General features: G+C 68.7%; 24 protein-coding genes. 6 read left to right on the forward strand and 18 right to left on the reverse strand.

Features of this window, described 5'->3' with window-relative positions; translation table 11 throughout:
• Positions 1 to 42: 42 nt before the first annotated feature.
• Genes A3CU_RS0109470 through A3CU_RS0109485 form a run of 4 tightly spaced genes read right to left on the reverse strand, consistent with a single transcriptional unit; the run spans position 43 to position 3,245 of the window.
• Positions 43 to 558, reverse strand: a complete 516-nt coding sequence (locus A3CU_RS0109470; protein WP_027942073.1) for a GNAT family N-acetyltransferase — start codon at positions 556 to 558, stop codon at positions 43 to 45.
• Positions 558 to 914: a DUF1707 SHOCT-like domain-containing protein gene (locus A3CU_RS0109475; RefSeq protein WP_027942074.1), complete on the reverse strand. Its 357-nt coding sequence runs from the start codon at positions 912 to 914 to the stop codon at positions 558 to 560. The genes A3CU_RS0109470 and A3CU_RS0109475 overlap by 1 nt, the downstream gene beginning before the upstream one ends.
• Positions 915 to 936: 22 nt before the next feature.
• The gene (locus A3CU_RS44180) at positions 937 to 1,407 is read right to left on the reverse strand and encodes a DUF1707 SHOCT-like domain-containing protein (RefSeq protein WP_063628808.1); all 471 of its coding nucleotides are present in this window, start codon (positions 1,405 to 1,407) and stop codon (positions 937 to 939) included.
• Between the two features lie 44 nt (positions 1,408 to 1,451).
• Positions 1,452 to 3,245 carry an acetyl-CoA carboxylase biotin carboxylase subunit gene (locus A3CU_RS0109485; protein ID WP_027942075.1) on the reverse strand — a complete coding sequence of 598 codons (1,794 nt, stop codon included), beginning with the start codon at positions 3,243 to 3,245 and terminating at the stop codon, positions 1,452 to 1,454.
• A gap of 263 nt (positions 3,246 to 3,508) precedes the next feature.
• Here A3CU_RS0109485 and A3CU_RS0109490 point away from each other — a divergent pair, with 263 nt between their 5' ends.
• Complete coding sequence (locus A3CU_RS0109490) at positions 3,509 to 3,745, forward strand: hypothetical protein (RefSeq protein WP_027942076.1); 237 nt, start codon at positions 3,509 to 3,511, stop codon at positions 3,743 to 3,745.
• Positions 3,746 to 3,782: 37 nt separating this feature from the next.
• On the opposite strand, the gene A3CU_RS0109495 is transcribed toward A3CU_RS0109490, so the two are convergent.
• From A3CU_RS0109495 to A3CU_RS0109540, 8 genes are all read right to left on the reverse strand, one after another.
• Positions 3,783 to 4,397, reverse strand: coding sequence for a Maf family protein (locus A3CU_RS0109495; protein ID WP_027942077.1), 615 nt, complete (start codon positions 4,395 to 4,397; stop codon positions 3,783 to 3,785).
• Positions 4,398 to 4,428: 31 nt separating this feature from the next.
• Positions 4,429 to 5,874 carry a DHA2 family efflux MFS transporter permease subunit gene (locus A3CU_RS0109500; protein ID WP_211246387.1) on the reverse strand — a complete coding sequence of 482 codons (1,446 nt, stop codon included), beginning with the start codon at positions 5,872 to 5,874 and terminating at the stop codon, positions 4,429 to 4,431.
• A gap of 88 nt (positions 5,875 to 5,962) precedes the next feature.
• The gene (locus A3CU_RS0109505) at positions 5,963 to 6,604 is read right to left on the reverse strand and encodes a PadR family transcriptional regulator (RefSeq protein WP_027942079.1); all 642 of its coding nucleotides are present in this window, start codon (positions 6,602 to 6,604) and stop codon (positions 5,963 to 5,965) included.
• A gap of 977 nt (positions 6,605 to 7,581) precedes the next feature.
• Positions 7,582 to 7,797, reverse strand: coding sequence for an acyl-CoA carboxylase subunit epsilon (locus A3CU_RS0109520; protein ID WP_027942081.1), 216 nt, complete (start codon positions 7,795 to 7,797; stop codon positions 7,582 to 7,584).
• A gap of 229 nt (positions 7,798 to 8,026) precedes the next feature.
• A complete protein-coding gene (locus A3CU_RS0109525) occupies positions 8,027 to 9,667 on the reverse strand; it encodes an acyl-CoA carboxylase subunit beta (protein WP_027942082.1) in 1,641 nt (546 codons plus the stop codon).
• Between the two features lie 47 nt (positions 9,668 to 9,714).
• Positions 9,715 to 10,635 (reverse strand): SRPBCC family protein, encoded by a 921-nt coding sequence (locus A3CU_RS0109530; protein WP_027942083.1) that lies wholly within the window; start codon positions 10,633 to 10,635, stop codon positions 9,715 to 9,717.
• Positions 10,636 to 10,971, reverse strand: a complete 336-nt coding sequence (locus tag A3CU_RS0109535) for an ArsR/SmtB family transcription factor (RefSeq protein ID WP_027942084.1) — start codon at positions 10,969 to 10,971, stop codon at positions 10,636 to 10,638.
• 58 nt (positions 10,972 to 11,029) lie between these two features.
• Positions 11,030 to 11,788, reverse strand: a complete 759-nt coding sequence (locus tag A3CU_RS0109540; protein WP_245616968.1) for an AraC family transcriptional regulator — start codon at positions 11,786 to 11,788, stop codon at positions 11,030 to 11,032.
• Positions 11,789 to 11,908: 120 nt separating this feature from the next.
• Here A3CU_RS0109540 and A3CU_RS0109545 point away from each other — a divergent pair, with 120 nt between their 5' ends.
• Positions 11,909 to 12,319, forward strand: coding sequence for a DUF2000 domain-containing protein (locus tag A3CU_RS0109545; protein ID WP_027942086.1), 411 nt, complete (start codon positions 11,909 to 11,911; stop codon positions 12,317 to 12,319).
• Between the two features lie 6 nt (positions 12,320 to 12,325).
• Here the strand turns inward: A3CU_RS0109545 and A3CU_RS0109550 are convergent, their stop codons facing one another.
• Positions 12,326 to 12,940, reverse strand: coding sequence for a TetR/AcrR family transcriptional regulator (locus tag A3CU_RS0109550; RefSeq protein ID WP_027942087.1), 615 nt, complete (start codon positions 12,938 to 12,940; stop codon positions 12,326 to 12,328).
• Positions 12,941 to 13,051: 111 nt separating this feature from the next.
• On the opposite strand from A3CU_RS0109550, the gene A3CU_RS0109555 reads away from it, so the two are divergent.
• Positions 13,052 to 13,594, forward strand: coding sequence for a peroxiredoxin-like family protein (locus A3CU_RS0109555; RefSeq protein WP_027942088.1), 543 nt, complete (start codon positions 13,052 to 13,054; stop codon positions 13,592 to 13,594).
• Here the strand turns inward: A3CU_RS0109555 and A3CU_RS0109560 are convergent.
• Together A3CU_RS0109560 and A3CU_RS44190 are read right to left on the reverse strand one after the other, a co-directional pair.
• Positions 13,591 to 16,287, reverse strand: a complete 2,697-nt coding sequence (locus A3CU_RS0109560; RefSeq protein ID WP_027942089.1) for a P-loop NTPase fold protein — start codon at positions 16,285 to 16,287, stop codon at positions 13,591 to 13,593. The two genes, A3CU_RS0109555 and A3CU_RS0109560, sit on opposite strands and share 4 nt — an antisense overlap.
• Before the next feature lie 545 nt (positions 16,288 to 16,832).
• Entirely contained in the window at positions 16,833 to 18,296 is a 1,464-nt protein-coding gene (locus A3CU_RS44190; protein ID WP_052371595.1) for a nitrilase-related carbon-nitrogen hydrolase, read from the reverse strand.
• Positions 18,297 to 18,477: 181 nt separating this feature from the next.
• On the opposite strand from A3CU_RS44190, the gene sigJ reads away from it, so the two are divergent.
• Entirely contained in the window at positions 18,478 to 19,290 is an 813-nt protein-coding gene (sigJ, locus tag A3CU_RS0109570; protein ID WP_245616985.1) for an RNA polymerase sigma factor SigJ, read from the forward strand.
• A 137-nt stretch (positions 19,291 to 19,427) separates the two neighbouring features.
• Entirely contained in the window at positions 19,428 to 20,591 is a 1,164-nt protein-coding gene (locus A3CU_RS0109575; RefSeq protein ID WP_027942091.1) for an NAD(P)/FAD-dependent oxidoreductase, read from the forward strand.
• 67 nt (positions 20,592 to 20,658) lie between these two features.
• Here the strand turns inward: A3CU_RS0109575 and A3CU_RS0109580 are convergent, their stop codons facing one another.
• The 3 genes from A3CU_RS0109580 to A3CU_RS44195 form a co-directional block, all read right to left on the reverse strand.
• Complete coding sequence (locus A3CU_RS0109580; protein ID WP_027942092.1) at positions 20,659 to 21,153, reverse strand: DnaJ family domain-containing protein; 495 nt, start codon at positions 21,151 to 21,153, stop codon at positions 20,659 to 20,661.
• Between the two features lie 69 nt (positions 21,154 to 21,222).
• Positions 21,223 to 21,540: a hypothetical protein gene (locus tag A3CU_RS0109585; RefSeq protein ID WP_027942093.1), complete on the reverse strand. Its 318-nt coding sequence runs from the start codon at positions 21,538 to 21,540 to the stop codon at positions 21,223 to 21,225.
• 299 nt (positions 21,541 to 21,839) lie between these two features.
• Positions 21,840 to 22,721 (reverse strand): TIGR03564 family F420-dependent LLM class oxidoreductase, encoded by an 882-nt coding sequence (locus A3CU_RS44195; protein WP_043840868.1) that lies wholly within the window; start codon positions 22,719 to 22,721, stop codon positions 21,840 to 21,842.
• A gap of 100 nt (positions 22,722 to 22,821) precedes the next feature.
• On the opposite strand from A3CU_RS44195, the gene A3CU_RS0109595 reads away from it, so the two are divergent.
• Complete coding sequence (locus tag A3CU_RS0109595; RefSeq protein ID WP_027942094.1) at positions 22,822 to 23,712, forward strand: LysR family transcriptional regulator; 891 nt, start codon at positions 22,822 to 22,824, stop codon at positions 23,710 to 23,712.
• The last annotated feature ends 70 nt before the right edge of the window (positions 23,713 to 23,782 follow it).

Genomic DNA, 23,782 nt, shown 5'->3' on the forward strand with positions numbered 1-23,782 from the left:
AGTCCGGGTCAGGTGCGAGGAATTGTGTCCGCTGGCACAAGCTTATTCAGTCACACGAAGGCAGCGAAGAAGTTTGCGTCCATCGGATGACACGAAGGTGCCGACGAACCGGAAACCGCAACGCCGTGCAACCGCCGCGGAAGCCAGGTTGCCCTCGTGGTACAGGTAGGCGATCTCGTGTAACCCGAGCGTGTCAAACCCGAAACGCAACGCTGCGGTGAGTGCGGTGACGGCGACGCCACGGCGCCGCGCCGCGGGATGCACCCACAGCGCCGCCTCCGCCGTCCCGGCGCGCAGGTCGAGATCCTTCAGCCCGACTTCCCCCAGCAGGCGGTCGACGCGGGCTTCCGCGATGGCCCATGAGCACCGCACTCCGCGAGCCCACTCGGCTGCTCTCCGCGCGATATAGCGGTCCGCGTCGGAGAAGTCGAGAAGGCGGTAATTGAGCACGTAACGCCGATGGTCGTCGTCGGCGAAGGCCTCGATCAACGCCGGCCGGTCTGCCTTGTGAAACTGGCGTAGCCGGTAGTCGCCCGCGTCGATCGCGACCGGCTCCATCAGCGCTTCCGGCCCGCCACCAGGAGCACGATCATGGGCAGCAGGAAAACCAGCCACATCCCGCGGGCCACCGTGAAGAACAGCACGAGCGCGATGAGCCCGGCGATCGGCACCAGGCCGGGGCCGAACCGGGCCATCGGCATCGACCGGACCGGCGCGGGCCGGGCACCGGTGGTCAGCACGCTGGGATGCGGCGCGGGCAGATCCGCGAACAGGGGCATCAGTTCGCCCCGGGTCCTGGCGGCGGTGACCTTCGCCGACCGCGTGCCGTACTCGTCGAGATCCAGCCGCCCGGTTCGGACGTGTTCGGACAGCGCGTTGATCGCCTCGTCGCGCTCATCGTCGCTGAGCCGCATTTCCGCGCTCACGAAGGTGATTCTACGACTGATCGCGTTCGCCGAGCCGGCGTCGACCGTCACGGCGGCCCTGCCGGCCCCGTTCCCAGTCGCTGCCCCACAGGGACCGGCCGACCGCGGCGGTGGCGAGCGGCAGCGCGATGAGGTACCAGAAGCCGGTGGTCACGCCCACGAGCACGGCGCCCACGAACAGCAGCGGGATCACCGCGGCGACGAGACGCTGGCCCAGCGGCCGGTCCGCCCAGGTCGCCGGCGCCTTCGTCACGGCAGGCTGGGCCACCGTCGCCCACGACGCCGCGAACTTCGGGTGCGGCTCGGGCAGGTCGACGAACAGCGCGGTCAGTTCGGCCCGGGTCTTCGCGGTGGCGACCCTGGCGGACCGGTCACCGTACTCGTCCACGGTCAAGCGGCCGGCGCCCATGTGCTCGCCCAGTGCCTGCAACGCCTGCTCACGCTCGGTGTCGCCGATCCGGACATCCGGATTCTCGTTCACGCCCAGATATTAGTCCGTTTCACGTGGCCGAGACGTGGACGCCGTCAGTCCTTGATTTCCAGCAGGGCCGACCCCTGGGTGACGGCCGCGCCCACCGCCACGGCAAGACCGGCGACGGTGCCGGATTTGTGTGCCGTCACGGGGTTTTCCATCTTCATGGCCTCCAGGACGACCACCAGATCGCCGGCCTCGACCTGCTGGCCTTCCTCGACCGCGATCTTGACGATGGTGCCCTGCATCGGCGCCGTGACCGTGTCGCCACCGACCGCGGTCTTGGGACCACCGGCACGCTTGCGTGGCTTGGTCTTCGTGGCGCCGCCGGTTCCGCCGTTACCGCCGCCGATCGCGAGGTTCCCGGGTAGCGAGACCTCCAGCCTTCGCCCGCCGACCTCCACGACCACGGTCTGCCGCGGCTCGGCCTCTTCGGCCGCGTCCGCGGGGTTTGCCGGGCCTTCGAAGGCCGGAATGGTGTTGTCGAATTCCGTTTCGATCCACCGGGTGTGGACACTGAACGTTTCGGCGAACGCGGGGTCGCGCACGATCGTGCGGTGGAACGGCACCACGGTGGCCATCCCCTCGACCACCAGTTCGTCGAGCGCGCGGCGGCTGCGTTCCAGCGCCTGCTGCCGGTCCGCGCCGGTGACGATCAGCTTGGCCAGCATGGAGTCGAACTGGCCGCCGATCACGCTGCCGGTCTCCACGCCGGAATCCACCCGGACGCCCGGCCCGGTGGGCAGCACGAGTTTCGTCACCGTCCCCGGCGCGGGCAGGAAGTTGCGCCCCGCGTCCTCGCCGTTGATGCGGAACTCGATGGCGTGCCCGCGCGGTTCGGGGTCCTCGGTGAACGGGAGCTTCTCCCCGCGGGCGATCCGGAACATCTCGCGGACCAGGTCGATCCCGGTGGTCTCCTCGGACACCGGATGCTCGACCTGCAGCCGGGTGTTGACCTCCAGGAAGGAGATCGTGCCGTCGAGACCCACGAGGTATTCGACCGTTCCGGCGCCCGAATAGCCGGCTTCGCGGCAGATCGCCTTGGCGGAGGAGTGAATCGTCCGGCGCTGCTCGTCGGTCAGGAACGGCGCCGGGGCCTCCTCGACGAGCTTCTGGTGACGGCGCTGCAACGAGCAGTCCCGGGTACCGACGACGACCACCGTGCCGTGCTTGTCGGCCAGCACCTGCGCTTCGACGTGCCGCGGCTTGTCGAGATACCGCTCGACGAAGCATTCGCCGCGCCCGAACGCGGAAACGGCCTCACGGGTCGCGGACTCGAACAGTTCTGGGATCTCGTCCAGGGTGCGGGCCACCTTGAGGCCACGCCCGCCGCCGCCGAACGCGGCCTTGATCGCCACCGGCAACCCGTGTTCCTTGGCGAAGGCGATGACTTCGTCGGCGTCGGCCGCAGGGTTCGCGGTGCCCGGCACCAGCGGCGCGCCGGCCTTCATCGCGATGTGCCGTGCCGTCACCTTGTCACCGAGGTCGCGGATGGCCTGCGGGCTGGGACCTATCCAGGTGAGCCCGGCGTCGATCACGGCCTGCGCGAAGTCCGCGTTCTCGGACAGGAAACCGTAGCCGGGATGGACCGAGTCGGCACCCGAGCGCTTGGCGATGTCGATGAGCTTGTCGATGACGAGATAACTCTCCGCGGCGGTGGTGCCACCGAGCGCGAAGGCTTCGTCGGCAAGGCGAACATGCGGGGCGTCGCGGTCGGGATCCGCGTACACGGCGACGCTGGCCAGCCCGGCGTCCTTCGCAGCTCGGATCACCCGTACGGCGATTTCACCGCGGTTGGCGATCAGGATCTTTGTGACCGGTCCGCCCTGGCTGGCTTGGTCGGGCACGCCCGCACCTCCTGTGGTTTTGCACGGCTTCCCGCAGTTTACGGCGCGGTAGTCGTGGTGAGTTGCGACGCACGTCACCCCTACTTGACGCCGCAAGCCGTTGGAGCCGTTGGCTCGGGAACGTTATGGAGCAAGGTGGATTTACTACGGAACATCCGTAGCAAATCCACCTTGCTCCAAAAGAAGAATCGATTCAGGGGCGCCAGGGGTTGACAACGCTGACGCCGACACTCCCGCGCAGACCGTCGGCTCAAGCGGCCTCGATGGCCACCACGCTGCATCGCGTGTTCACCGTGCAGCAACAACTCGCCGAAGCCCTTCAACGGGCCTACCCGGAGCAAATCGACGCGCTCGACGCAGCGGCTCTCGTCGGCGCCGTCACCGGAGCGATCCTCGCTGCCGGTCACACCGCCGCCGCCACCGGTCAGCCGCTCGCCGGTGCGATAGAACGGGTCCTCGACACAGCCACCAGAGCAGGGCAGCTGACCAGGGACGACTGAAACGCGGCCTGTTCAGCCGGTTCGTGAGACGACCGATTCAGGAGCGCCAGAGGTTGACCACGCTGACGCCGACCTCGGCGAGGAGGCGGCGGGTCAGGGGCAGGCTGATCCCGATGACGCTCGACGGGTCGCCGTCGATGCCTTCCACGAACCAGCCGCCCAAGCCGTCCAAGGTGAAGCCCCCCGCGACGTTGAGCGGTTCGCCGGTCGCTACGTAGGCGTCCAGCTCCGCGGGCGTCGGATCGGCGAACCGGACCGTGGTGGATTGGGTGCCGGCGGCCTGCCGCGTGCGGCGGCCGGCTTCCAACCGCAGCACGGCGTGGCCGGTGAGCAACTCGCCGGTCCCGCCGGCCAGCTGCGTCCACCGCTTGCGGGCCACCTCGGCCTCACCCGGCTTGCCGACCAGTTCGCCGCCTGCCCACAGCATCGAGTCGCAGCCGACCACCACCGCGTCCGGGTCGGCGACCTCGTCCGCGACCGCTTCCGCCTTCGCCAGCGCCAGCGCCGCCACCAGTTCCGCGGGCGAGGGATCGGTGAGCGAAGCGGCGACGGCGTCCTCGTCGACACCGGAGACCACCACGGTCGGTTCGATCCCAGCTGCGCGCAGCACGTTCAGGCGGGCGGGGGAGGCGGAAGCGAGCACGAAACGCACGAGCGGCAGCGTATCGCGAGCCGGCGAGCTGCTACGCGACGGCGGGTTCCGGCGCGGGAGACGCCACCGGCCGGCGCGGGGTCGTCCGGCGCATGGCCAGGGCCACCAGGGCGCCGAGGACCAGCACCGCAATCGGCAGGACGAGCGTCTGCCTTGCCGCGTCGGTCAACGCGTTGGGCATGTTGCCGTGTTCGGCCGTCGCCGACGCCGTTATCCGGGCCTGCAACAGGACGCCCGTCGCCGCGCTGCCCAGCACCCCACCGACCTGGCGGGCGGTGTTCAGGATGCCGGAGGCCGCGCCGGCGAGCCGGGGCTCGACCGAGCTCATCGCCGCGTTGCTCATCGGTGCGAACACCGAGCCGGTGCCGAGACCGGCGACGAGCAGCCCCGGAATCATCGCCAGCGGGCTACTCGTCGCCCGCACCATCACCACGACCAAGCCGAGGCCGCCGGCCAGCGCGAGCAGTCCGAAGATCACCAGGTACTTCGGGTTCGCCCGGTCCGACATCCGGCCAATGAAGGGCGCGATGATCCCCGACAACAGGGACATCGGTGCGGTCAGCAGCCCGGCCTTGGTCGGCGTCAGGTCGAGGACCTCCTGGGTGTAGAGCACCATCGGCAGGAACATCGAGGTCATCGTGAATCCGACGGTGACCCCGACGAGCGTGCCGGCCGAGAAGTTCCGGTTGCCGAACACGTCCAGCGGAAGCAGCGGTTCCTTCCGGTTGAACCGTTGCCAGGCAACGAAACCGATGAGCAGCACGACTCCGGCGGCGATGACCTCGAAGACGGTCACCGGGCCGGCGACCTTGCCCCAGTTGTAGTGCTGCCCGTTCTGCAGACCGAAGACGAGCAGGCAGAGCCCCGCCCCGGACAGCAGGATGCCGGGCACGTCGAAGGAATGCGAGTTCTTCGGCTGCCAGTCGGGCACCAGGAGCACCGTCAGCACGATGCCGACGACACCCACCGGAATGTTGACGAAGAAGATCCATTGCCAGCCAAGGTGGTCCACCAGCACGCCGCCGAGCAGCGGCCCGGCGATCGTGGCCAGGCCGGCCACACCGCCCCACAGCCCCATGGCCGGCCCGCGTTTCGTGGGTGGGAACAGGTTCGTGATGAAGGCCAGCGTCTGCGGGGTCATCAGCGCCGCGCCCAGTCCCTGCACCGCGCGGGCCGCGATGAGCAGCCCGGCCGTGCCGGCCAGGCCGCAGGCCGCCGAAGCCGCGGTGAACACGACCAGCCCGGCGAGGAACACCCGCTTCGGGCCGAACCGGTCGCCGAGCCGGCTGGTGAACAGCATCGGTACCGCGTAGGCGAGCAGGTAGACGCTCATCACCCAGACCACGGAGTTCAGGTCGGTCTTGAGACCGGTCACCATGGCGGGAATGGCGATGGACACGATGGTGGTGTCCAGCAGGATCATGAAGAAACCGATGCACAGCGCGGAAAGTGCGGCCCATGGATTAGACCGTGGCACGTAGTGTCTCCTTTGAAGATGGTGATGGGCTAGCGGCGCGGCTAGCAACGCGCCGGCTGAAGATGGCAGTGGGAGACGAATGGGTTAGCTAGCTTGTCTTCTCGTCTGGTCCGTCCTTTGTGTCCACAACGGACGGTCCGGGTGGTGTTGCGGTCTTGTCGTCGGGCCATGGGATCCGGCCCGATTCGAGGTCATCGATCAGTTGCTGGGTCCAGTCCAGTTCGGACTTCCGCTGGTGGTGGACGAACGCGAAGTCGATCCAGTACATCCGGGGCAGGCGCTCGTCCTCCACTTTGTCGATCACGACCTGCTCCGCCGCGACCTGTGCCCGCAGGTTCATGGCGCGCATGCGGAGTTGGTCGAGGAAGTCGTCCGGGGACAGCTCGGCGCCCGCCGACAGCGCGACGGGGTAGGGCGGGTAGTTCGGTGCCACCTCGGCCAGCATCTGCCGGGTCTGCTGGGCGAAGGTGTCCCGGCCGTGCTCGGTCATGCCGTAGACGGTGCGCTCGGGGCGGCGGCCTTGTCGCTGCGTGTCGACGACCTCGATGAGTCCCTGGCCTTCCAGGCGTTCCACGGTGTGGTACAGCGAGCCCGGCCGCAGCTTGACCCGGCGGTCCACCCGCCGTTCGCGCATGAGCTGGGTCATCTCGTAGGGATGCATGGGCCGTTCGTGCAGGAGTTCGAGGATGGCCATCGCCAGCGTGGTCAACGGTTGTTTCTCGGTCGCCATGGCTGGATCAGTCCCCCTGGATGAGTCCGTATCGTTTATTCCATATGGACTATACGGTGCGGGCTAGGGAGTGTCCAGGGTGGGTGCCACGAGATTCCCGGCCCGCTTTCCGGCCGGATTACCGACGCGTGAACCGGAACTTCAGGCTCCTGAACCCGCAACACGCCCGCCTGAACCCGGAACACGACCGCCTGAACCCGCAACACGGGCGCCTCAACCGGGAACACGGGCGCCTGAACCGGGAACACGGGCGCCTGAACCGGGAACATGGGCGCCTGAGCCGGGGACACGCCACGTCCCGGCGTGTCCCCGGCTCAGGTCGATGAGTTCCGGGTTGAGGTCGACGAGTTCCGGGTTCAGGTCGACGAGTTCTGGGTTCAGGTAGATGAGTTCCGGGCTCAGGTAGATGAGTTCCGGGTCGAGGCCGATGAGTTCCGGGTTCTAGAAGTTGACGACGCGGGCGGTGGTGTGGCTGACGGGCACGGTGTGGGTGTGCCACGACAGTTGGTCGGACTTCAGACGGAGTCCTGAACTGGGGGCACGGCGGCCTGAAGCGGGAACTCGGTGTCCTGAACCGGGAACACGGGGTCCTGAACCGGGAACACGCCGGCCTGAACTGGGGACACGGCGGCCTGAAGCGGGGACACGGCGGCCTGAAGCGGGAACTCGGAGTCCTGAACTGGGGACACGGGGTCCTGAAGCGGGAACACGGCGGCCTGAAGCGGGGACACGGTGTTGGGGCATGAGTGACCCGTTACTGCCGAAATTCGGCATGAACGGGTCACTCATGCGGCCGCGCGAGAAGCCGACCGAGGTCAGTACGGCGCAACGCAGGTCAGTACGGCACAACGCAGGTCGGCACGGAACAAAGCAGGTCAGTGCGGAACAAAGCAGGTCAGTGCGGAACAAAGCAGGTCAGGGCGGCAGCACGGAGGTCAGCGCGCGGCCTTGAGGAGGGCATGGAGGCAAGGACGAGGTCAGCGCGGCAGGGATGAGGCGCGCCACGCGCCGTCGCCCGGGCGCACCGGGCAGCCCAGCAACTTCGAGCGATCCGACCACCACGATCGCCGCGGCGGCTCCGCCGGCTCGCCACGCGGCGCCGACGCGGCGGCGGCCACGACGGCGGTCAGCGCGGCCAACTCGGCGTCATCCGGGTTACCCCGCACGATCCGCAGCAGCGGACGTTCGCTCACAGCTACCTCCAAGCTCGGCAAAAGTGCGGTCACAGTGTCGAAAACGGCCGCAGTGTCGAAAGAGCTACAGCGTTGAAACGGTCAGCTCCGAAGCGGTCACAGTGTGCATGAGCCACAGCTCCGAAGCGGTGACGGCGTGCATGAGTCACTGCGTCGAAGCGGTCACGGTGCCGAAACGGTCGCAGCGTGCATGAGTTAGAGCGTCGCATGAGTTACAGCGTCGAAAGGGTCAGAGGGGGATGTTGCCGTGCTTCTTGGGCGGCAGGGTTTCCCGCTTGTCGTGCAGCATCGACAGCGCGCGGGCGACCTGGCCGCGCGTGTGCGCGGGAACGATGACCGCGTCGACGAACCCGCGCTCGGCGGCCTCGTACGGGTTGAGCAGCGCGTCCTCGTACTCCTGGATCAGCTGCGCCCGCAGTGCCTCGACGTCCTTGCCGTCCTCCTCCGCCTTGGCCAGTGTCTTGCGGTACACGATGTTCGCCGCGCCCTGCGCGCCCATCACCGCGACCTGCGCGGTCGGCCAGGCCAGGTTCAGGTCCGCGCCGAGGTGCTTGGAGCCCATCACGTCGTACGCGCCGCCGTATGCCTTGCGGGTGATCACGGTGACCAGCGGGACCGTCGCCTCGGCATACGCGTAGATCAGCTTCGCACCGCGCCGGATGATGCCGTTCCACTCCTGGTCGGTGCCTGGGAGGAAGCCCGGCACGTCGACGAAGGTCAACACCGGCACGTTGAAGGCGTCACAGGTGCGCACGAAGCGCGCTGCCTTCTCCGACGCGTCGATGTCGAGGCATCCGGCGAACTGTGTCGGCTGGTTGGCCACCACGCCCACGCTGCGCCCGTCCACGCGGCCGAAACCGACCAGCACGTTCGGCGCGAACAGCTCGTGGACCTCGAGGAACTCGCCGTCGTCGAGGACCCGCGTGATCACTTCGTGCATGTCGTAGGGCTGGTTGGGCGAGTCCGGGATCAGGGTGTTCAGCTCCAGATCGGACTCGGTCACCCCGTCGGCGATCGATTCGCCGGCCGACGCCGCGGCATCGAAGACCGGCGGCTCGGAAAGGTTGTTCGACGGCAGGAAGGACAGCAGCTCCTTGACGTAGGAGATCGCGTCCTCCTCGTCGGTGCCCAGGTAGTGCGCGTTGCCGGACTTGGTGTTGTGCGTGCGCGCGCCACCGAGGTCCTCGAAGGTGACCTCCTCGCCGGTGACCGTCTTGACCACGTCGGGTCCGGTGATGAACATGTGCGAGGTTTGGTCCACCATCACCACGAAGTCGGTCAGCGCGGGCGAGTACACGTGGCCGCCCGCGTTCGCGCCCATGATCAGCGAGATCTGCGGGATCACTCCGGACGCCTGGGTGTTGCGGCGGAAGATCTCGCCGTAGAGGCCGAGCGAGACCACGCCCTCCTGGATGCGCGCCCCGCCGCCCTCGTTGATGCCGATGATCGGCCTTCCCGTCTTGATGGCCAGGTCCATCACCTTGACGATCTTCTCGCCGTACACCTCGCCGAGCGAGCCGCCGAAGACCGTGACGTCCTGGCTGAACACGCACACCGGGCGGCCGTCCACCGTGCCGTACCCGGTCACCACGCCGTCACCGTAGGGCCGGTTGCGTTCCTGCCCGAAGTTCGTCGAACGGTGCCGGGCCAGTGCGTCGAGCTCGACGAACGAGCCGGGGTCGAGCAGCAGGTCGATCCGCTCGCGCGCGGTTTTCTTGCCCTTGGCGTGCTGGCGTTCCACCGCCCGCGCTGACCCCGCATGCACCGCCTCGTCGTCACGGCGATACAGGTCGGCAAGCTTGCCGGCCGTGGTGTGAATGTCCGGCTCCTCCGCGGGAGGCGTTCCGATCGGCTCCGTCGCGCTGCTCATAGGACCGGAGCCTAGCCACTGGGCGCCCGGCCCGCGTGTGGCGTGGCCTACGTTTGGGTGCCTTTGAGCTGCTCGCGGTAGTGCTTCTTCAACTGCTCGGTGCGGTCCTCCGGCCACGGGCAGCGGATCTCGCCGTGGACCGCGGCGAAGAACAGCTCCAGCTGCGTGTGCCAGGCGGCCAGCGCGGTGACCACGTCGGCGGGCTGCTGTTGGGTCAGCTCGACCCGGACCCCGAGTCGCGGGTCGGCGGTGATCTCCCAGCGGACGAGCCCGTCGCCGCTCGAGTACTCCAGTAGCCGCGGCGCCTCGACCCTGGTGACCTGGCCCGCGGGCACGTATCCGTTGGTCGCGGGCAGCGGTGCCGCACCGCCTGGCTCGACGGGTGCGCCCCCGGTCAACACCTGCCACACCTCATCGATCGGCTTCCAGATGAGGTCGCGGGCGAAGTGGACACTGGTCCCGCTGACCTCACCCTCCCCGAGGCCGAAGCGATCGATGTAGCGCTCCATCGCCCCCAGCCACTCGGTGAACGGCTCGGCCTCGCGTCCGTCGAGCCGGGCTTGCAGCGAGTCGAGGCAGTGGTCCCAGCCCGCGGCGTGGCGGCCCGCGGCGAGCCGGGCGGCCGGGCCCCCGCCGAGGGTCTGCGAGAAGTACAGGAGGCAGCCGTCGCCGTCCGCTACGACCTCGACGCGGAACACGTCGGCGTTCCAGCGGAACACGTAGACCTTCGGCGGGTCGTATTCGAGGATCTCGCCCTCGGTCAGCTTATCGTCGACCGCGGCCTCGTCGCCGAAGCCGAACCGGATCTTGGCCCCCGTCTTCAGCTCGGTTTCGACGGTGGCCGGAAACCAGTGCGCCATCTCCGCCGGATCGGTAACCGCCCGCCACACCTTTGCCACGGGGTGCGCCAGCCTGCGCTCGAAGCGCAAAACCGGTTTTCCGCCAAGCGTTTCCAATTCCGCGTCCACTTAGGACTCCTTCTTGTCGGGATTCTCGTCGTCGGGAATGGTGTCGAGATGACGTTCGAGGGCGTCGAGGCTCTCGTCCCACAGTTGCCGGTAAGGCGCCAGCCACCGGTCGATCTCCGCCAGCGGTTCCAGCCGGAGCCGATACCACCGGCGTTGAGCGTCCTGGCGTACGTCGACCAGTCCGGCTTCGCGCAGCACCTTCAGGTGCTTGGAGACGGTGGGCTGAGTCAGGGCGAGCCGCTCGACCAACTCGCCGACCGGACGCTCGCCGGTGCGGAGCAGGTCGAGGATCTCCCGCCGTCGCGGCTCGGCCAGCACCTCGAATGTTGATGCCACTCCGTGAATATAGCCATGGTGGAATATAAAGGGCAAGGCGACGCTCGGCGAGGTGAGGTCACTTTGCGTACTGATAGACGCTGGGGGTAATCCCGTAGTAGCGCTTGAACCAGCGAGTCAGGTGGCTCTGGTCGGCGAACCCAGCCTCTGCCGCGGTCTCGGCGGGCGTACGGCCGGTGTCGAGCAGCCGGCGTGCCGCGCGCAGCCGCAGCTGACGCTGGTAGTCGCTGGGGGCGAACCCATATGCGGCGACAAATCCGCGATGCAGGGCAAAGCGGCTGCATCCGGCCACTGTGGACAATTCGTCGGCGCTCACGTCCTCGGCGAACGCGGCGTCCAGGTACTCACGCGCACGCCGCACCTCGGCCCGGACGGCCGGGCGCTGGGCGACGCCAGGCGGGCGGGTGGCGCCACGATGGACCAGCGCGCGGACCGCGTCGACGAGCGCCTCGTCCTGCGCGAGACGGTTTCCCTCACGCAGCGTGCCGTGCACGCGACGCAATGCGTCGAACAGCACGGGATCGTCCAGGACGGGTTCGGCGAACAACGGCAGCCCGGCCGGGTGCTCGGCGATGTCGGCGAGCACGCCGGCGATGAGGTCCAGTCCGATGTGGACCATGCGGTAGGTGAACCCGTGCTCCACCGCGGAATGCCCGTCGTGCGGCTCGTCCGGGTTGAAGGCCATCACCATCCCGGTGGCGCTGGTCCGCGCCGCACCGCGGCAGGTGAACGCCTGCGCGCCGGACTCGGTCAACCCGAACGAGTAGGTGTCGTGACTGTGCCGGTGGTACACGTGCTGCTCGAAATGCGCGTGCATGGCCTCCAGCGGCCGATCGCCGGCCCGCCAGTAGTTTGCCCAGTCCGTTAATAGATCTCCTCTCCTCACATGGGCCATTATCCGCACGAGCGTTCAAGACAGGGCCGTCAGCATGGAAGGGTGCAAGGCAAGACGAAGATCGCCGTGGTGGTCCGGGACGACCTCGCCACCTGGCAACGACTCAACGTGACCGCGTTCCTGGTCAGCGGCATCGCCGCGAAGTACCCGGAGACCGTCGGGGTGGACTACGAGGACGCCTCCGGGCAGCGATACCTGCCGATGTTCGGCCTTCCGGTGCTGGTCTACCTGGCCGACGCCGAAGCCCTGCGCTCGGCGCATCGCAAGGCCCTCGACCGCGAGCTCGGCTTGTCCGTCTACACCGAGGAACTGTTCGCCACCGGCAACGACGTGGACAACCGGGCCGCGGTGCGAGCGGTTCCCACGGAAAAGCTTTCCCTGGTGGGCATCGGCGTGTACGGCCCACGCAATCCCGTCGACAAGGCGCTGAAGGGCCTTGTCCTGCACCCGTAGTTCCCCTTACGGCAGGTCGAGGCCGCGGATGACGATCTCCACGCCGCGGCGGAACTCTTCCTTGGCCGGGACGTTCCGGGCGTGCCGCGCGGTGTCGGCCAGGAACGGGAAGTCCTCGGCGGGAAGCTCGGCCAGCGCCGTGGTGCCGGCACCGGACAGCGCGCCGAGGACGGCCGCCTGAAGCGCGCCGAGCACGTAGCTCATCAGCGTGCGAAACGCGATGACCCGGCGCTTTCCGGTGAACCCGGCCTCGGCCAGCACGCCCAGAACGGCTTCGCCCCAGCGTCGGGTGCCCGCTGACAGGTGCCGGCGGGACACTAGGAGCGGCACCACGGCGGGATGCGCGCCGACCGTCTCGTGGATCCGCTCGGCGAGGATCGCAAGCCGTTTCGCCGCCGAGGCGCGCGCTGGGACCGTGAGGTCCAGGCCGTCGAGTACCAGGTCGACGATGAGCCCTTCGAGCTGGTCCCGGTCGGTGACGTAGCGATACAGCGACATCGTGCCGACACCGAGTTCCTTGGCGACCGCGCGCATGGTCAGCCCGTCGAGGCCGTCGGAATCCAGGACGGCAAGCGCGGCGGTGGCGATTCCGGTGTGGGTGAGGGAACGTGGTCGGGGCATGGGAGCTGTTCAAAAGTCCGTGTTCGCGCTTCGGGGCATGGTGGTTTGACAGCGTACGACATACGCGCATAACTTCGTAGGCGTACAAGATACGCTTATGAGGGAGTCCCCATGCTTGAACGGGTGGACGTGCGTGACCTGATCACCGTCACCGGCGAGCCGGTCCGGGTGCCCGACCCCGACCGCCTGGTGCACCTGCAGTTCCGGCGCTTCGCCGGCTGCCCGGTCTGCAACCTGCATCTGCGGTCGGTGGTTCAGCGGCACGAGGAGATCGTGGCCGCGGGAATCCGGGAAGTGGTGTTCTTCCATTCCTCCGTTGACGACCTGCGACCGTACGTCGCGGACCTGCCGTTCGCCGTCGTCGCGGACCCGGAAAAGCGGGTCTACGCCGAGTTCGGTGTGGAGTCCTCACCGCGGTCGCTGCTCGATCCGCGCGCCTGGGGGCCGATCCTGCGCGGCGTCTTCACCGCGCTGGTGCAGAGGCGGCCGTACCCGTCGCTCATGCCGCATGGTGGCCGCACCGGTCTGCCCGCCGATTTCCTGATCGCAAGCGACGGGCGAGTGCTGGCGAGCAAGTACGGCGAACACGTCTACGACCAGTGGTCGGTCGACGAACTGCTCGCCCACGCCCGTGTGAAGGCCAGCACCGCCTAACCCAGCACGTACGAGAACCGGCGGATCACCGGTACCCACGCCTGGAACGAGGAAACGTCCGTGAGCTCCACCGATTCCGACACGTGGGTCAGCCCGCGGTGCAGGCGGAACCAGTCCCGCACCTCCTCCTCGCCGAGCACCCCGGCGACCCCGTTGTGCCAGCTCTCGCCGGCACGGCGCGGCTCGCAGTCGGCCACGAACTGTGCCCAGGCCGCCTCCGGATGACGGTGGACCAGCCCACCACCGACCGAGCGCGCGGGGTCTGGCGGTGTGTCCAGCGCCCGGCCGAGCAGCCTGGCGGGCGCGGTGAGCAGCCCCAGAAGGGTCACCACCGCCTGGTACTCGCCGGGCTTGCCGTCGTCACCCAGAAACCGCGACGCCTCCGACAGGTGGCGAGTGGCGCGCACCATCCGGTACAGGTTGAACAACCGCTTGGCCTGCCGTGGTGTCGTGACCAAGTTGTCCAGTGTGGACAGTAAGGTCAGTTCGGAATCGGTGAGCGGGTCCGGGCCCTGTGGCGCCCGCGCCGGCTCTCGTTGACCGTCCACTTCGGAGCCTGGTTCCACGAAGCCGGGATTGAGGACTGAACCGATGAAACCGGGCGCCTCTTCGCGGTCCGGTTGTTGCGTCCCCGGCGGCAGCTCGAAGTGCTCACTGTCCAGCGAGCGCAGCAACCGGTGCAGGCCTCCCTGAGGCATCGCGGGCAGCACCAGCGGCAGGTTGATGATCTTCTCGAGGTAGTCCTCCGGCGTCGCCTGCCAGCCGCCGTCCGGGCCTTCGTCGAGGATCTCGTCGTAATGACTGCGCAGCGAACGCACCAGCCAGCGCGGGTCCACACCGACCACCACGACGAACAGCTCCAGCGCGAGAAGCAGGTGCACCGCCTCCAGCACCTGCACCACCTGCCTGGGGTTGCACCGGTCGAGATCGTCGATGTAGAGAACGATCCGGTCGATCGGCTTGCCGCCCGCGTCCGGGTGAGCCCGCCAGTCCCGCATCAGCTCGACCAGTTGCTCGAAGTCCTTGCGAATGGTGGAAACGAGCCCCAGCTTGCCGCGATAGGAGTCGCCGTGGGCGCGGTCGGCCAGGAACGTGTAGAGGTTGCGGCCCGGGGCCAGCTCGGTCAGCTGCCGCCCGAGCTCGCCGACCCTGGCTACCACCTCGGCCAACTGGGCCTGGGCCACCCGCTGGTCGGCTTCGGCCTTGCGAAGGCGGTCGAGCTGGGCGGCGACCTCCGGTGGGAGATCCGCCCAGGCGGCCCGGCTCATGCGATCACGCAGATCCTCGGCGAGCTCGTGCAGTTCCCGGATGCCGGCGCGGACCCGGGTCATGAACGTGATCCCCGTGCCGGCGAGCGCGAGGGACCCGGCCCCGACCGCGCTCAGCAGACGCCAGGCGTCCGGCGCGAGCGCACCGGTGAGGACGACCGCAAGCAGGACAACCCCGGACACCACCAGCGCGACCCTGCCCCACCGGTCGTGCCACGACCTGCGCAGCAGGTCGGCCTCGGTCAGCGTGCCCCGGAACTGCTCGACCAGCAGCGCGCCCTGCTCGGCCTGGTCGGAGATGCCCAGGTGGCGCCACAGCTTCCGCGACCCGGTCAGCGCGCGGATCAGGTTCTTCGCGGTGATTCCGCGGGCGGTGCCGGCCTGGTCCACGTCCGCCTGGAGCCGGGCCGCGATCTCCTGCGCCTGCTGCTTGGCCGCTTCCAGCTCCTTGACCTGTTCGAGCCGCTTGGCGAGTTCGTCCCGCAGCAGCGTGCGCCGCTCACCAGAGCTGGGGCCCGGCCCGGCAAGCTGCCGGAAGATCTCGTCGCCGAGGCTGGCCCAGAGGTTGGTGTCGGCGTAATGCCAGGCGTTGAAACCGATCTGCACGACCTCGTCGCAGTAGGCGCGGTTGCCCGAGTCCGCCAGCCGGCCCACCTGCTCGCGCAGCAGGCCCATGAAGTAGCTCTTACCGGAGCCCCATTCGCCGAAGATGCCGACCGACAGCGGCAGCGGCGTCTTCCGGTCGGCGATCACCGTGGCCAGCATGGACACATACAGCGCCATGTCGAGTTGGTCGCGATCGAGCGGGATGCCGACGTTGGGGTCGACGAGGTCGCTGGAGACGCCCCCGGCCAACTCGACTGCACGGCCCTCCCAGGCTGCTCGGATTGCCTTTACCGAGTAGTTCTCGCGGCAGATGAAGACGACCCGGCGCAACTGCGTGTCGGAAGCCTGTTCGAGTGCCCGCATGACCGCCGGCACCGACACGGACGCGACCCGGTCCGCCTGCATGCCGAGTGACCAGGTGCCCAGCAGCGGCACCCCCAGTGCCCGGGCTCCCTCTCGTGCGGCCAGCAGCACGGCGGCTTCGGTGGCGGTGGCGATGGCGCCCAGGCTCGGCTCGCCGGGGCTGCCACCTTCGTGCGGTGTCGTGGCTACCGCGAACTGCAGCCGCTGCCTGTAGGCGCGTAGGTCCAGCACGCTGGGTTCTTCCGGCGTGACCCCTCGGCCGGGCAGGCCTTCCCAGTCCGCGTCGGGGAACACTTCGGAGAGCGTCAGGGCGAGGCTGCCGAGCGTGCTGCCGATGGACACCACGATGGCGTCGATGTCGGACTCCCACGGGCGGCGCGTCAGCAGGATGTCGCATGCGATGCCGTTGACCTTGCCGAGCCGGGCGACTTTTCCGGTATCCGGGTCGGCGGTCATGTCGTTCGCCGCGACGGTTCGCCGATCCGCACCTGACCTCCACGATCGCAACCCGGCCTTTATGCCAGCTTAGAGGTCTAGGCCAGCTTGGAGGCATAGTCCAGCGGGTAAGGCAGGGAAGGCTTGGTCCAGCAGGAGAGATTCAGTTCAACCTGGGACATTTAGTCCAAGATGAAGGGTTAGTCCAAGATGAAGATTTGGTCCGGTATGGAGGGTTCACCATAGTCCACACGGCAGTTCCGCAGCCGCCGGTCACAGCCCTGCAGTCCCCGGTCGCAATTCCCGACGGCGTCTGGCCTGAACCCGGAACTCGCCCGCCCCAACCCGGAACTCGCCCGCCCCAACCCGGAACTCAGCGCCCTGGACCGGGGACACGCCGCGATCTGGCGTGTCCCCGGCCCAGGAGGCCGAGTTGCCGTTTCAGGAGGTCGAGTTCTGGGTTGGGGAGGGTGAGTTCTGGGTTGGGGGAGGTGAGTTCTGGGTTGGGGAGGTCGGGCATGGTTCACCGGGGGTGAAGGCCGGGGAACCCATCACTGACGGAACGGCTATCGAAGTGGGACGCGGAGAGAACGGGTTTCTCCTGGCTGGCCGGATTGCGTCCCTGCGGTGGGCCGGCGTCGCACCGCGGCAGCCGCCAGGCCCACCAGTGTCAGCGCGGCGCACAGCCACGGGAACCAGTCGCCGAACCGGGCGGCGAACGTCGGACCCGTACCGGCGGGAACGTCGGCGATCGCGACGGCGAACGGCGCCGGTCCGCCGGTGGCGGCTTCGGCGAGCACGCGGCCTCGCGAGTCGGCCAGGATCGACAAGCCACGTTGATCGCTCCATGCCACGCTGAACCCGTTCTCCACGGCACGCAACAGCGCGGCACGGCTGTGCTGCCAGCCGTCCACGTCCTCGTCTGACGCGGGGATGGCGACGAACCGCGCACCCGCTCGCGCGTAGTCACGGCTGGGGTCCGGGAAGTTCACGTCCATGCAGACCGCCAGGCCGATCCCGCCCGGCATGGCCAGCTCGTGTCCTGATTGGACGTTGGATGCGCCGCCGTTGTGCCACTTGTGATACGCCACGGAGGGCTGGCCGGGGCGGATGTCGAGTGCGGTGTTGAAGCGCTGCCCGTTCTCGGTGCTGAGCGCCCCCACCACGATGTCGGCCCCCTTGGCGCGCGCCACCTGGGACAGCGGTTCGACGAGGGCCGGTAGGCTCGCCTCGTCGGCGGCGAAGCTCGCTTCGGGCAGCACGACCATCCGGATCCCGTCCGGCAATCCGGCGATCTCGTCCACATAGGACTGTACGAGCAGCCGGCCCGCGGGGCCGGCGACATCGACGGCCCAGTGCGGCTCGGTGGCCGCGACGACCGCGAGCCGCTCGGCGTGGTCGTCCACATCGGACAACCGGACGAAGCCATAGGTGAGCATGGCGGCGACCGCCAGGGTCATCACGGCGCCGGTCCGCAGCCGGGCCGCGGTCGCGACTCCGGGCGCGGCGCAGGCCGCGACGGCGGCGGGCACCAGCAGCACCAGGAACTCCACGCCCCAGGACCCGGTGATCGCGGCGAGTTGCAGTACGACGGGCACGTCAGCCTGAGTCGTCGCCAGCGTGCCCACGACGCCGGTCGGGCTGGCCAGCGAGGCGGCGAACAACGCGGTGACCCAGACCGATGGCGCGCTCAGCATCGCGAGCAGCGGCCTGCCCGCTCGCGACAGGGCGCGAAACAACAGAGTCGCCAAGGCGAACACGCCCGCGCCGCCGACGACGATCAGCAGAGCCGCGGGCAGCGGTATGGACAGTGAATGCAGGAAATACGACCAGCTGTTCGCGGTGCCCAGCAGATAGGCCAGGAACGCGGCGACGACGGCGGTCGTGGCGCCGACTCTCGGCGCAAGTAGCAGCACCGGAAGCGGGGCGATCCAGGCCAATGCGGCGATCGGAGCCAGTCCGGTGCCGAAGAAGAACAACGCCGCGGAAGCGGCCACCGCGGCGACAGCCGGGAGGACCTTGGTTTCCATCTCGCCCCTTTCTGGTCGGTGTAGCAGACCTTCCCAGGGCTTCTCGGCCGGAACACTGGGCCGCGCCCGACGAATCGGGGTAGGGCGCGCCCCACCAAGCTGGTTAGCTGTCAGGGTGGAGGCCGACAAGTTGACGCGGTTCCAGGCCGAGCGCGGGCGCCTGTTCGGGCTGGCCTACCGGATGCTGGGCGAGGCGTCCGAAGCCGAGGACGTGGTGCAGGACGTGTACCTGCGCTGGGCACGGAGCGAGTCGGTCGACGTCCCGGAAGCATGGCTGACCAAGGTGGCCACGAACCTGTGCCTGAACCGGCTCACCTCGGCTCGTGCGCGCCGCGAGCAGTACGTGGGGCCGTGGCTGCCCGAACCGGTCTTCACCGCGGACGGTGACTTCGGGCCGCTGGAGACCGTCGAGCAGCGCGACTCCCTGGCGCTCGGCGTGCTGGTGCTGTTGGAGCGGCTGACGCCGCCCGAACGCGCGGCATTCGTGCTGCGGGAGGCGTTCGACTACAGCCATCGCGAGATCGCGGAAATCCTCGATGTCGAGGAGTCGCACGCGCGGCAGCTCTACCGCCGGGCACGCGAGCATGTCGGCGAACCGCGCAAGCGTTTCACCGCGAGCGTTGCGCAGCGGACGAAGATCGTGGAGCGGTTTGTGGCCGCGACCGTGGAGGGCGATGTGGAGGGACTGGAACGCCTGCTCGCCGAGGATGTGGTGTCCTGGGCGGACGGCGGCGGCAAGGCGACCGCGGCCCGTCGCCCGGTGTCCGGCCGGGCCGATGTCGCGCGCCTGTTCAGCGGGCTGCAGAGGCATCCGCGGGCAGCCAACGCGACCCTCTCGATCGAGCTCGTCAACGGCGATCCGGCCGTCGTCGTCTACGAGAGCGAAGTGCTCACCTACCTCTTCGTGCCCGAGGTGGCGGATGACCGGATCGTCGCCGTTCGCGTCATCGCCAACCCGGACAAGCTGGCCTTCGCCGTGCGGCAACGAAGGTGATAGGGCTGTTCAAAAGTCCGTGTTGGTGCTCGTCGGCCGCGCGTTTTGACTGAGACAGTGACCTACGCCACCGACTGTCACGGATCGCTCCCTTCGTCGGTTCACCCTTCGAACAACGGGGATGAAGGGAGAACGACATGCACATCGTGGTTCTGGGTGGCGGTTATTCGGGCCTGCTGGCCACAAAGCTGCTCGCCAAGCGCACGAACGCGAAGGTGACCCTGATCAACGCCGCGGACCGGTTCGTCGAGCGGGTGCGACTGCACCAGCTCTCGTCCGGGCAACAGTTGCGGGACCTGCCGTTCACCGAGCTGCTCGACGGCTCGGGCGTGGACCTGATCATCGACCGGGCAACCGCCATCGACGTGGAGAACCGGGCCATCCGTCTGGAGAACGCTCCGGAGCCGGTGAGCTACGACGTCCTGTTCTACGCGGTCGGCAGCCAGGCGAACCTGGACATGGTGCCCGGTGCGGCCGAGCACGCCTACACCGTGGCCGACGCCGCGGGGGCGAGGCGGCTGCATGAGCGCGTGACTGTGTTGTCTGGGGGTGCAACCCCCAGACCCCGCCTGGGGGCAAGCCCTCAGACCTCCTTGGCGGGGACCGTCGCAGTGGTCGGCGGCGGGCTGACCGGGATCGAAGCCGCCAGCGAACTGGCCGAGTCCAACCCCGAGTTGAAGGTGCGGCTGGTGACCGGCGGGGAGTTCGGTGGTGCGCTGTCCGACCGTGGGCGGCGTCACCTGCGGTCGAGTTTCGAGCGGCTGGGCATCGAGATTTCGGAGCAGGTCCGGGTGACCGAGGTGCGGGCCGACGGCCTGATGCTGGCCGGCGGTGAGCACATCCCGGCGGACATCGTGATCTGGACCACCGGTTTCCGGGTGCCGGCCCTGGCCCGCGAGGCCGGATTCGCCGTCGACGCGGACGGGCGGATGATCGTCGACGAAACGCTGCGTTCGGTTTCGCATCCCGAGGTTTACGCGGTCGGAGACGCCGCCGCGGCCCACCGCGCCGACAACCAGGAGCTACGGATGGCCTGCGCGACCGGGCTGCCGACCGCCGCCCACGCCGTGGGCGCGCTCGCCGATCGGCTCGCCGGACGCACCCCGAAGCCGCTGGACTTCGGGTACCGGTTCCGGTGCATCAGCCTCGGCCGGCGCAACGGCCTCATCCAGTTCGTCCGCGCCGACGACAGCCCGGTGGAGAGGGTGCTCACCGGTCGGATGGCCGCGCTGTACAAGGAAGCGATCGTGCGCAGCACCATCATGGTGCAGCGGCACCCCGCGCTCGCCAAGTTCGCTTGAGAGTCTGTTCTGGAGAACCCCCGGTCACCGTGAGTCCTCGAACCCGCAAGATTGGGTGGGCGGGTTCTCAAACGACACCGAGTGCGAACAACCGGTGCCACCAGCGCGACGACCTCGGCTTCTCCGTCGGCACCGCGGGCTGGGCGGCGGCACGCTTCGCCGCCCGGTCCGCCTTCCACTGCTCGACCACCGCGTCCGCGTCCACCGGCCGGACCGGAACGTCCGGGCCCGACGGGACCCGCAGGTGGTTCATGATCCGCTTGTTGAGCTCCCCGACGACCTCGCGGACCGCTTTCTCCGAGCGGAGCGGGCGGACGCTCGCAGGCAGGTCGAGGATTTCCTTGCGAAGCTTCAACGGAGTGGGTAGGAGCGCGTCGGTGGATATTCCCTCGCGCTCCATTTTCCGGCGGATCCACCAGTTTTCGTCGTACGGCTGGTTCAGGCCGGGCAGCGGCCTTCCCCTGCCTGGCAGGTTGTCGAACTCACCGGCCTCGGTCGCTTCCCGGATCTGCCGTTCGACCCAGGACTCGGAGCTCATCCCGGTCGGCTTCCGTTCCGTCATGACTCGATTGTGCCGCCGAAGCGTGACCGGGCAAGGCGGGCGGTCTTGGGAACGGGCTGTCGGTCACCGTCACAGGTCGCGAGCTTGGCCAGTTCCGGCGTCGCGAGTCCGCGCGCGATACCGCTGCACGCCGGTGTAGATGCCGACGAGGATGACGATTCCGCCGATGATCGGCATCGCGATCTTGATTTCCTTGTCCTGGCTGGATTGAGCCTCGTCGTAGTCCTGCTCCTCACCGGTCGCGGTGTTGACGCAGACTTCCCCGTGACTGAGTGTCTTCCCGCGGCCGCAGCTGGGGTCGCTGACTCCGAAGGCGAAGGCGCCGATTATGAGAAACAGTCCGACGACGACGAGGGTGATCGGTTTCGCGAAGGCCTTGACGCCCAATGTGGCTTCTCCTGGTGGTGCCATGGATCTTGCGGGGCAGCCACGCTATCTGTTGATGCTGACCTTGCCGGCGGCCGGGGGCCGAGCGCGTGCCGTATGCCACACGGACCTCGGCCCCGGCGTGTCCCCGGTTCCGGCGCGCGTGTCCCCGGTTCAGGCGTCCGAGTTCCTGGTTCAGGGCGTCGTCGACGTTCCATTTCCGCCGGATCCGCCAGTTTTCGTCGCGCGGCTTGTTCAAACCGGACAGCGGCTTTCCCTTACCAGGCAGGTCGAACCGTGACTGGGCAAGGCGAGCGGCCTCAATCGGCGAAGGAGCTTCCGGCCAAGACGTCCAGCACGCGTTCCCGGTCCTCCTTCGAGCCGGGCACCGAGACGATCAGGTCGGTCACCCCCGCGTCGCGGAACCGCCGCAGTTCCCGCAGCACGGAGCTCTCGTCACCGGCTACGACCGTGTCCGCGGGCCCGGACAGTCCACCGCGTTCGAGCATCGCCCGGTACGCCGGAAGCTCGCGGACTATCGCGTAGTCCCGCGCGACCCGCTCGCGTACGCCGTCGGCGTCGCTCGTGACCACCACCAACAGCGTCAGCGCGATCCGAGCGCCGTCACTGAGCCGGGGCACCAGGTAGTCGGAGACCGTCTTGGGCCGTGCCCACAGCGCGAGGGTGCCGTCGGCCAGATCGCGGGCCACCTCGAGCATTCGCGGCCCCAGCGCGGCGAGCATCACCGAGGGCGGATCCGCGGCGATGGCCAGTTGGGTGTCGATGGTGAAGAACGTGCCGGAGTACTTCACGTGTTCGCCGCGCAACAGCGGCCGGAGGACTTCCAGGTATTCCCGGGTGTGCCGGGCGGGTGCGGTGTACGGGATGCCGAACTCGCCGGTCATGATGAGCGCGGCGCTCGGTCCGATGCCCAGCGTGAGCCGGCGGCCGGAGAGCGCCTGCACGGTCAGTGCCTCGGTCGCCATGACCACCGGGTGGCGCGGGTAGGTCGGCACGACCGCGGTGCCGAGTTCGTCCGGCCCGTCGCTCGTCGTGGCGAGCACCGCCAGCGGGTCCCACCCGCCGGGTGCCTGGTTGGTCCAGGCGCTGTCGAGGCCGCGGGCGGCCACGGCACGGGCGTCCGCCTGGATTTCATCGACGGTGACGGCGCCCGAGGAGTCGAGGTGAATTCCGATTCGCATGGGAACAGTCCACCGCGACGCCGGCCCTGGACCCAGATCCAAGTGGTCCGCGCAGTAATAAGATCTAGTGATCGTCGCAGGTGAAGCGATCGGAGCCGGGATGGAACTGCGTGCACTTCGATACTTCGTGACCGTCGCCGAGGAGCTGCACTTCGGGCGGGCGGCCGAGCGGCTCAACATCGTGCAGCCCGCGGTCAGCCAGCAGGTCGCCCGGCTGGAACGCGAGCTGGGGGTCCGGCTGCTGGACCGCTCTCCCCGGCGGGTGCGCCTGACCGAAGCCGGGCGGCGCGTGCTCGACGCCGCGCGGGAGACCCTCCTGGCGGCCGAACGGGTGCGGGCCGCGGTGGACACGCCCGCGGCCCGGGTGCGCATCGGCACCGAGCCAGGGCTGACCCGTCGGCTCGAACGCGGCATCGACGCCCTCCATGAGCACAACCCCTCGTTCGAAGTGGCCCTCGTGGATCTCCCGGTCACCCCGCGGCTGAACGCCCTGCGGCGCGGTGAACTCGACCTGGTACTGGCCCGTGGTGTGGTATCCGCGGCCGGGCTCCGAGTCCTGCCCACCTGGTCTGAGCCGCTGTGCGCGGTGGTCTCCACCCGGCACCCGGCCGCGCGACGAGTCTCGGTCACTCTCGCCGAAATGGCCGGCTACGTGTTGCGGGTCCCCTCCCGGAAGTACGACGGGCCCCTGCACGATGCCGTCATCTCCGCCCTTCGGGGGGTAGGCATCCATCCACCGCTCGGCCGGCCCCTCGGCACCGTTGCGGACACGATGATCGAGCTCGGCTTGAACCCGCACAGCTGGGCACTGCTGCCCGCCGACCTGGTCGCCCGCACCGATTCCACCCGGGTGCGGGCGGTTGAGTTCGACCCGCCGATCACGGTCACCGGCAGCGTCATCATTCCCGACGACGACGCCACGAAGGGCTGCGTCGAAACCGTCGTGGCTGCATTCCGGGACGCGGCCGCCCACGCCGTGTCTGCGATATGAGGGCATGTCCACCGGCGTCCTCCGTCCCCGGCGCCGCCTCGGTGCTTGCCGCCGCTGCCGACGCACATGG

The sequence above is a fragment of the Amycolatopsis taiwanensis DSM 45107 genome, from assembly GCF_000519205.1.
Lineage (GTDB): Bacteria > Actinomycetota > Actinomycetes > Mycobacteriales > Pseudonocardiaceae > Amycolatopsis_E > Amycolatopsis_E taiwanensis.

Coding starts and splice junctions, on each gene's coding strand:
- A3CU_RS0109470 (WP_027942073.1), bottom strand. CDS start 558: ATGGAGCCGGTCGCGATCGACGCGGGCGACTACCGGCTACGCCAGTTT.
- A3CU_RS0109475 (WP_027942074.1), bottom strand. CDS start 914: ATGCGGCTCAGCGACGATGAGCGCGACGAGGCGATCAACGCGCTGTCC.
- A3CU_RS0109490 (WP_027942076.1), top strand. CDS start 3,509: ATGGCCACCACGCTGCATCGCGTGTTCACCGTGCAGCAACAACTCGCC.
- A3CU_RS0109505 (WP_027942079.1), bottom strand. CDS start 6,604: ATGGCGACCGAGAAACAACCGTTGACCACGCTGGCGATGGCCATCCTC.
- A3CU_RS0109525 (WP_027942082.1), bottom strand. CDS start 9,667: ATGAGCAGCGCGACGGAGCCGATCGGAACGCCTCCCGCGGAGGAGCCG.
- A3CU_RS0109540 (WP_245616968.1), bottom strand. CDS start 11,788: ATGCACGCGCATTTCGAGCAGCACGTGTACCACCGGCACAGTCACGAC.
- A3CU_RS0109550 (WP_027942087.1), bottom strand. CDS start 12,940: ATGCCCCGACCACGTTCCCTCACCCACACCGGAATCGCCACCGCCGCG.
- A3CU_RS0109555 (WP_027942088.1), top strand. CDS start 13,052: ATGCTTGAACGGGTGGACGTGCGTGACCTGATCACCGTCACCGGCGAG.
- A3CU_RS0109560 (WP_027942089.1), bottom strand. CDS start 16,287: ATGACCGCCGACCCGGATACCGGAAAAGTCGCCCGGCTCGGCAAGGTC.
- A3CU_RS44190 (WP_052371595.1), bottom strand. CDS start 18,296: ATGGAAACCAAGGTCCTCCCGGCTGTCGCCGCGGTGGCCGCTTCCGCG.
- sigJ (WP_245616985.1), top strand. CDS start 18,478: ATGCTGGGCGAGGCGTCCGAAGCCGAGGACGTGGTGCAGGACGTGTAC.
- A3CU_RS0109575 (WP_027942091.1), top strand. CDS start 19,428: ATGCACATCGTGGTTCTGGGTGGCGGTTATTCGGGCCTGCTGGCCACA.
- A3CU_RS0109580 (WP_027942092.1), bottom strand. CDS start 21,153: ATGACGGAACGGAAGCCGACCGGGATGAGCTCCGAGTCCTGGGTCGAA.
- A3CU_RS44195 (WP_043840868.1), bottom strand. CDS start 22,721: ATGCGAATCGGAATTCACCTCGACTCCTCGGGCGCCGTCACCGTCGAT.
- A3CU_RS0109595 (WP_027942094.1), top strand. CDS start 22,822: ATGGAACTGCGTGCACTTCGATACTTCGTGACCGTCGCCGAGGAGCTG.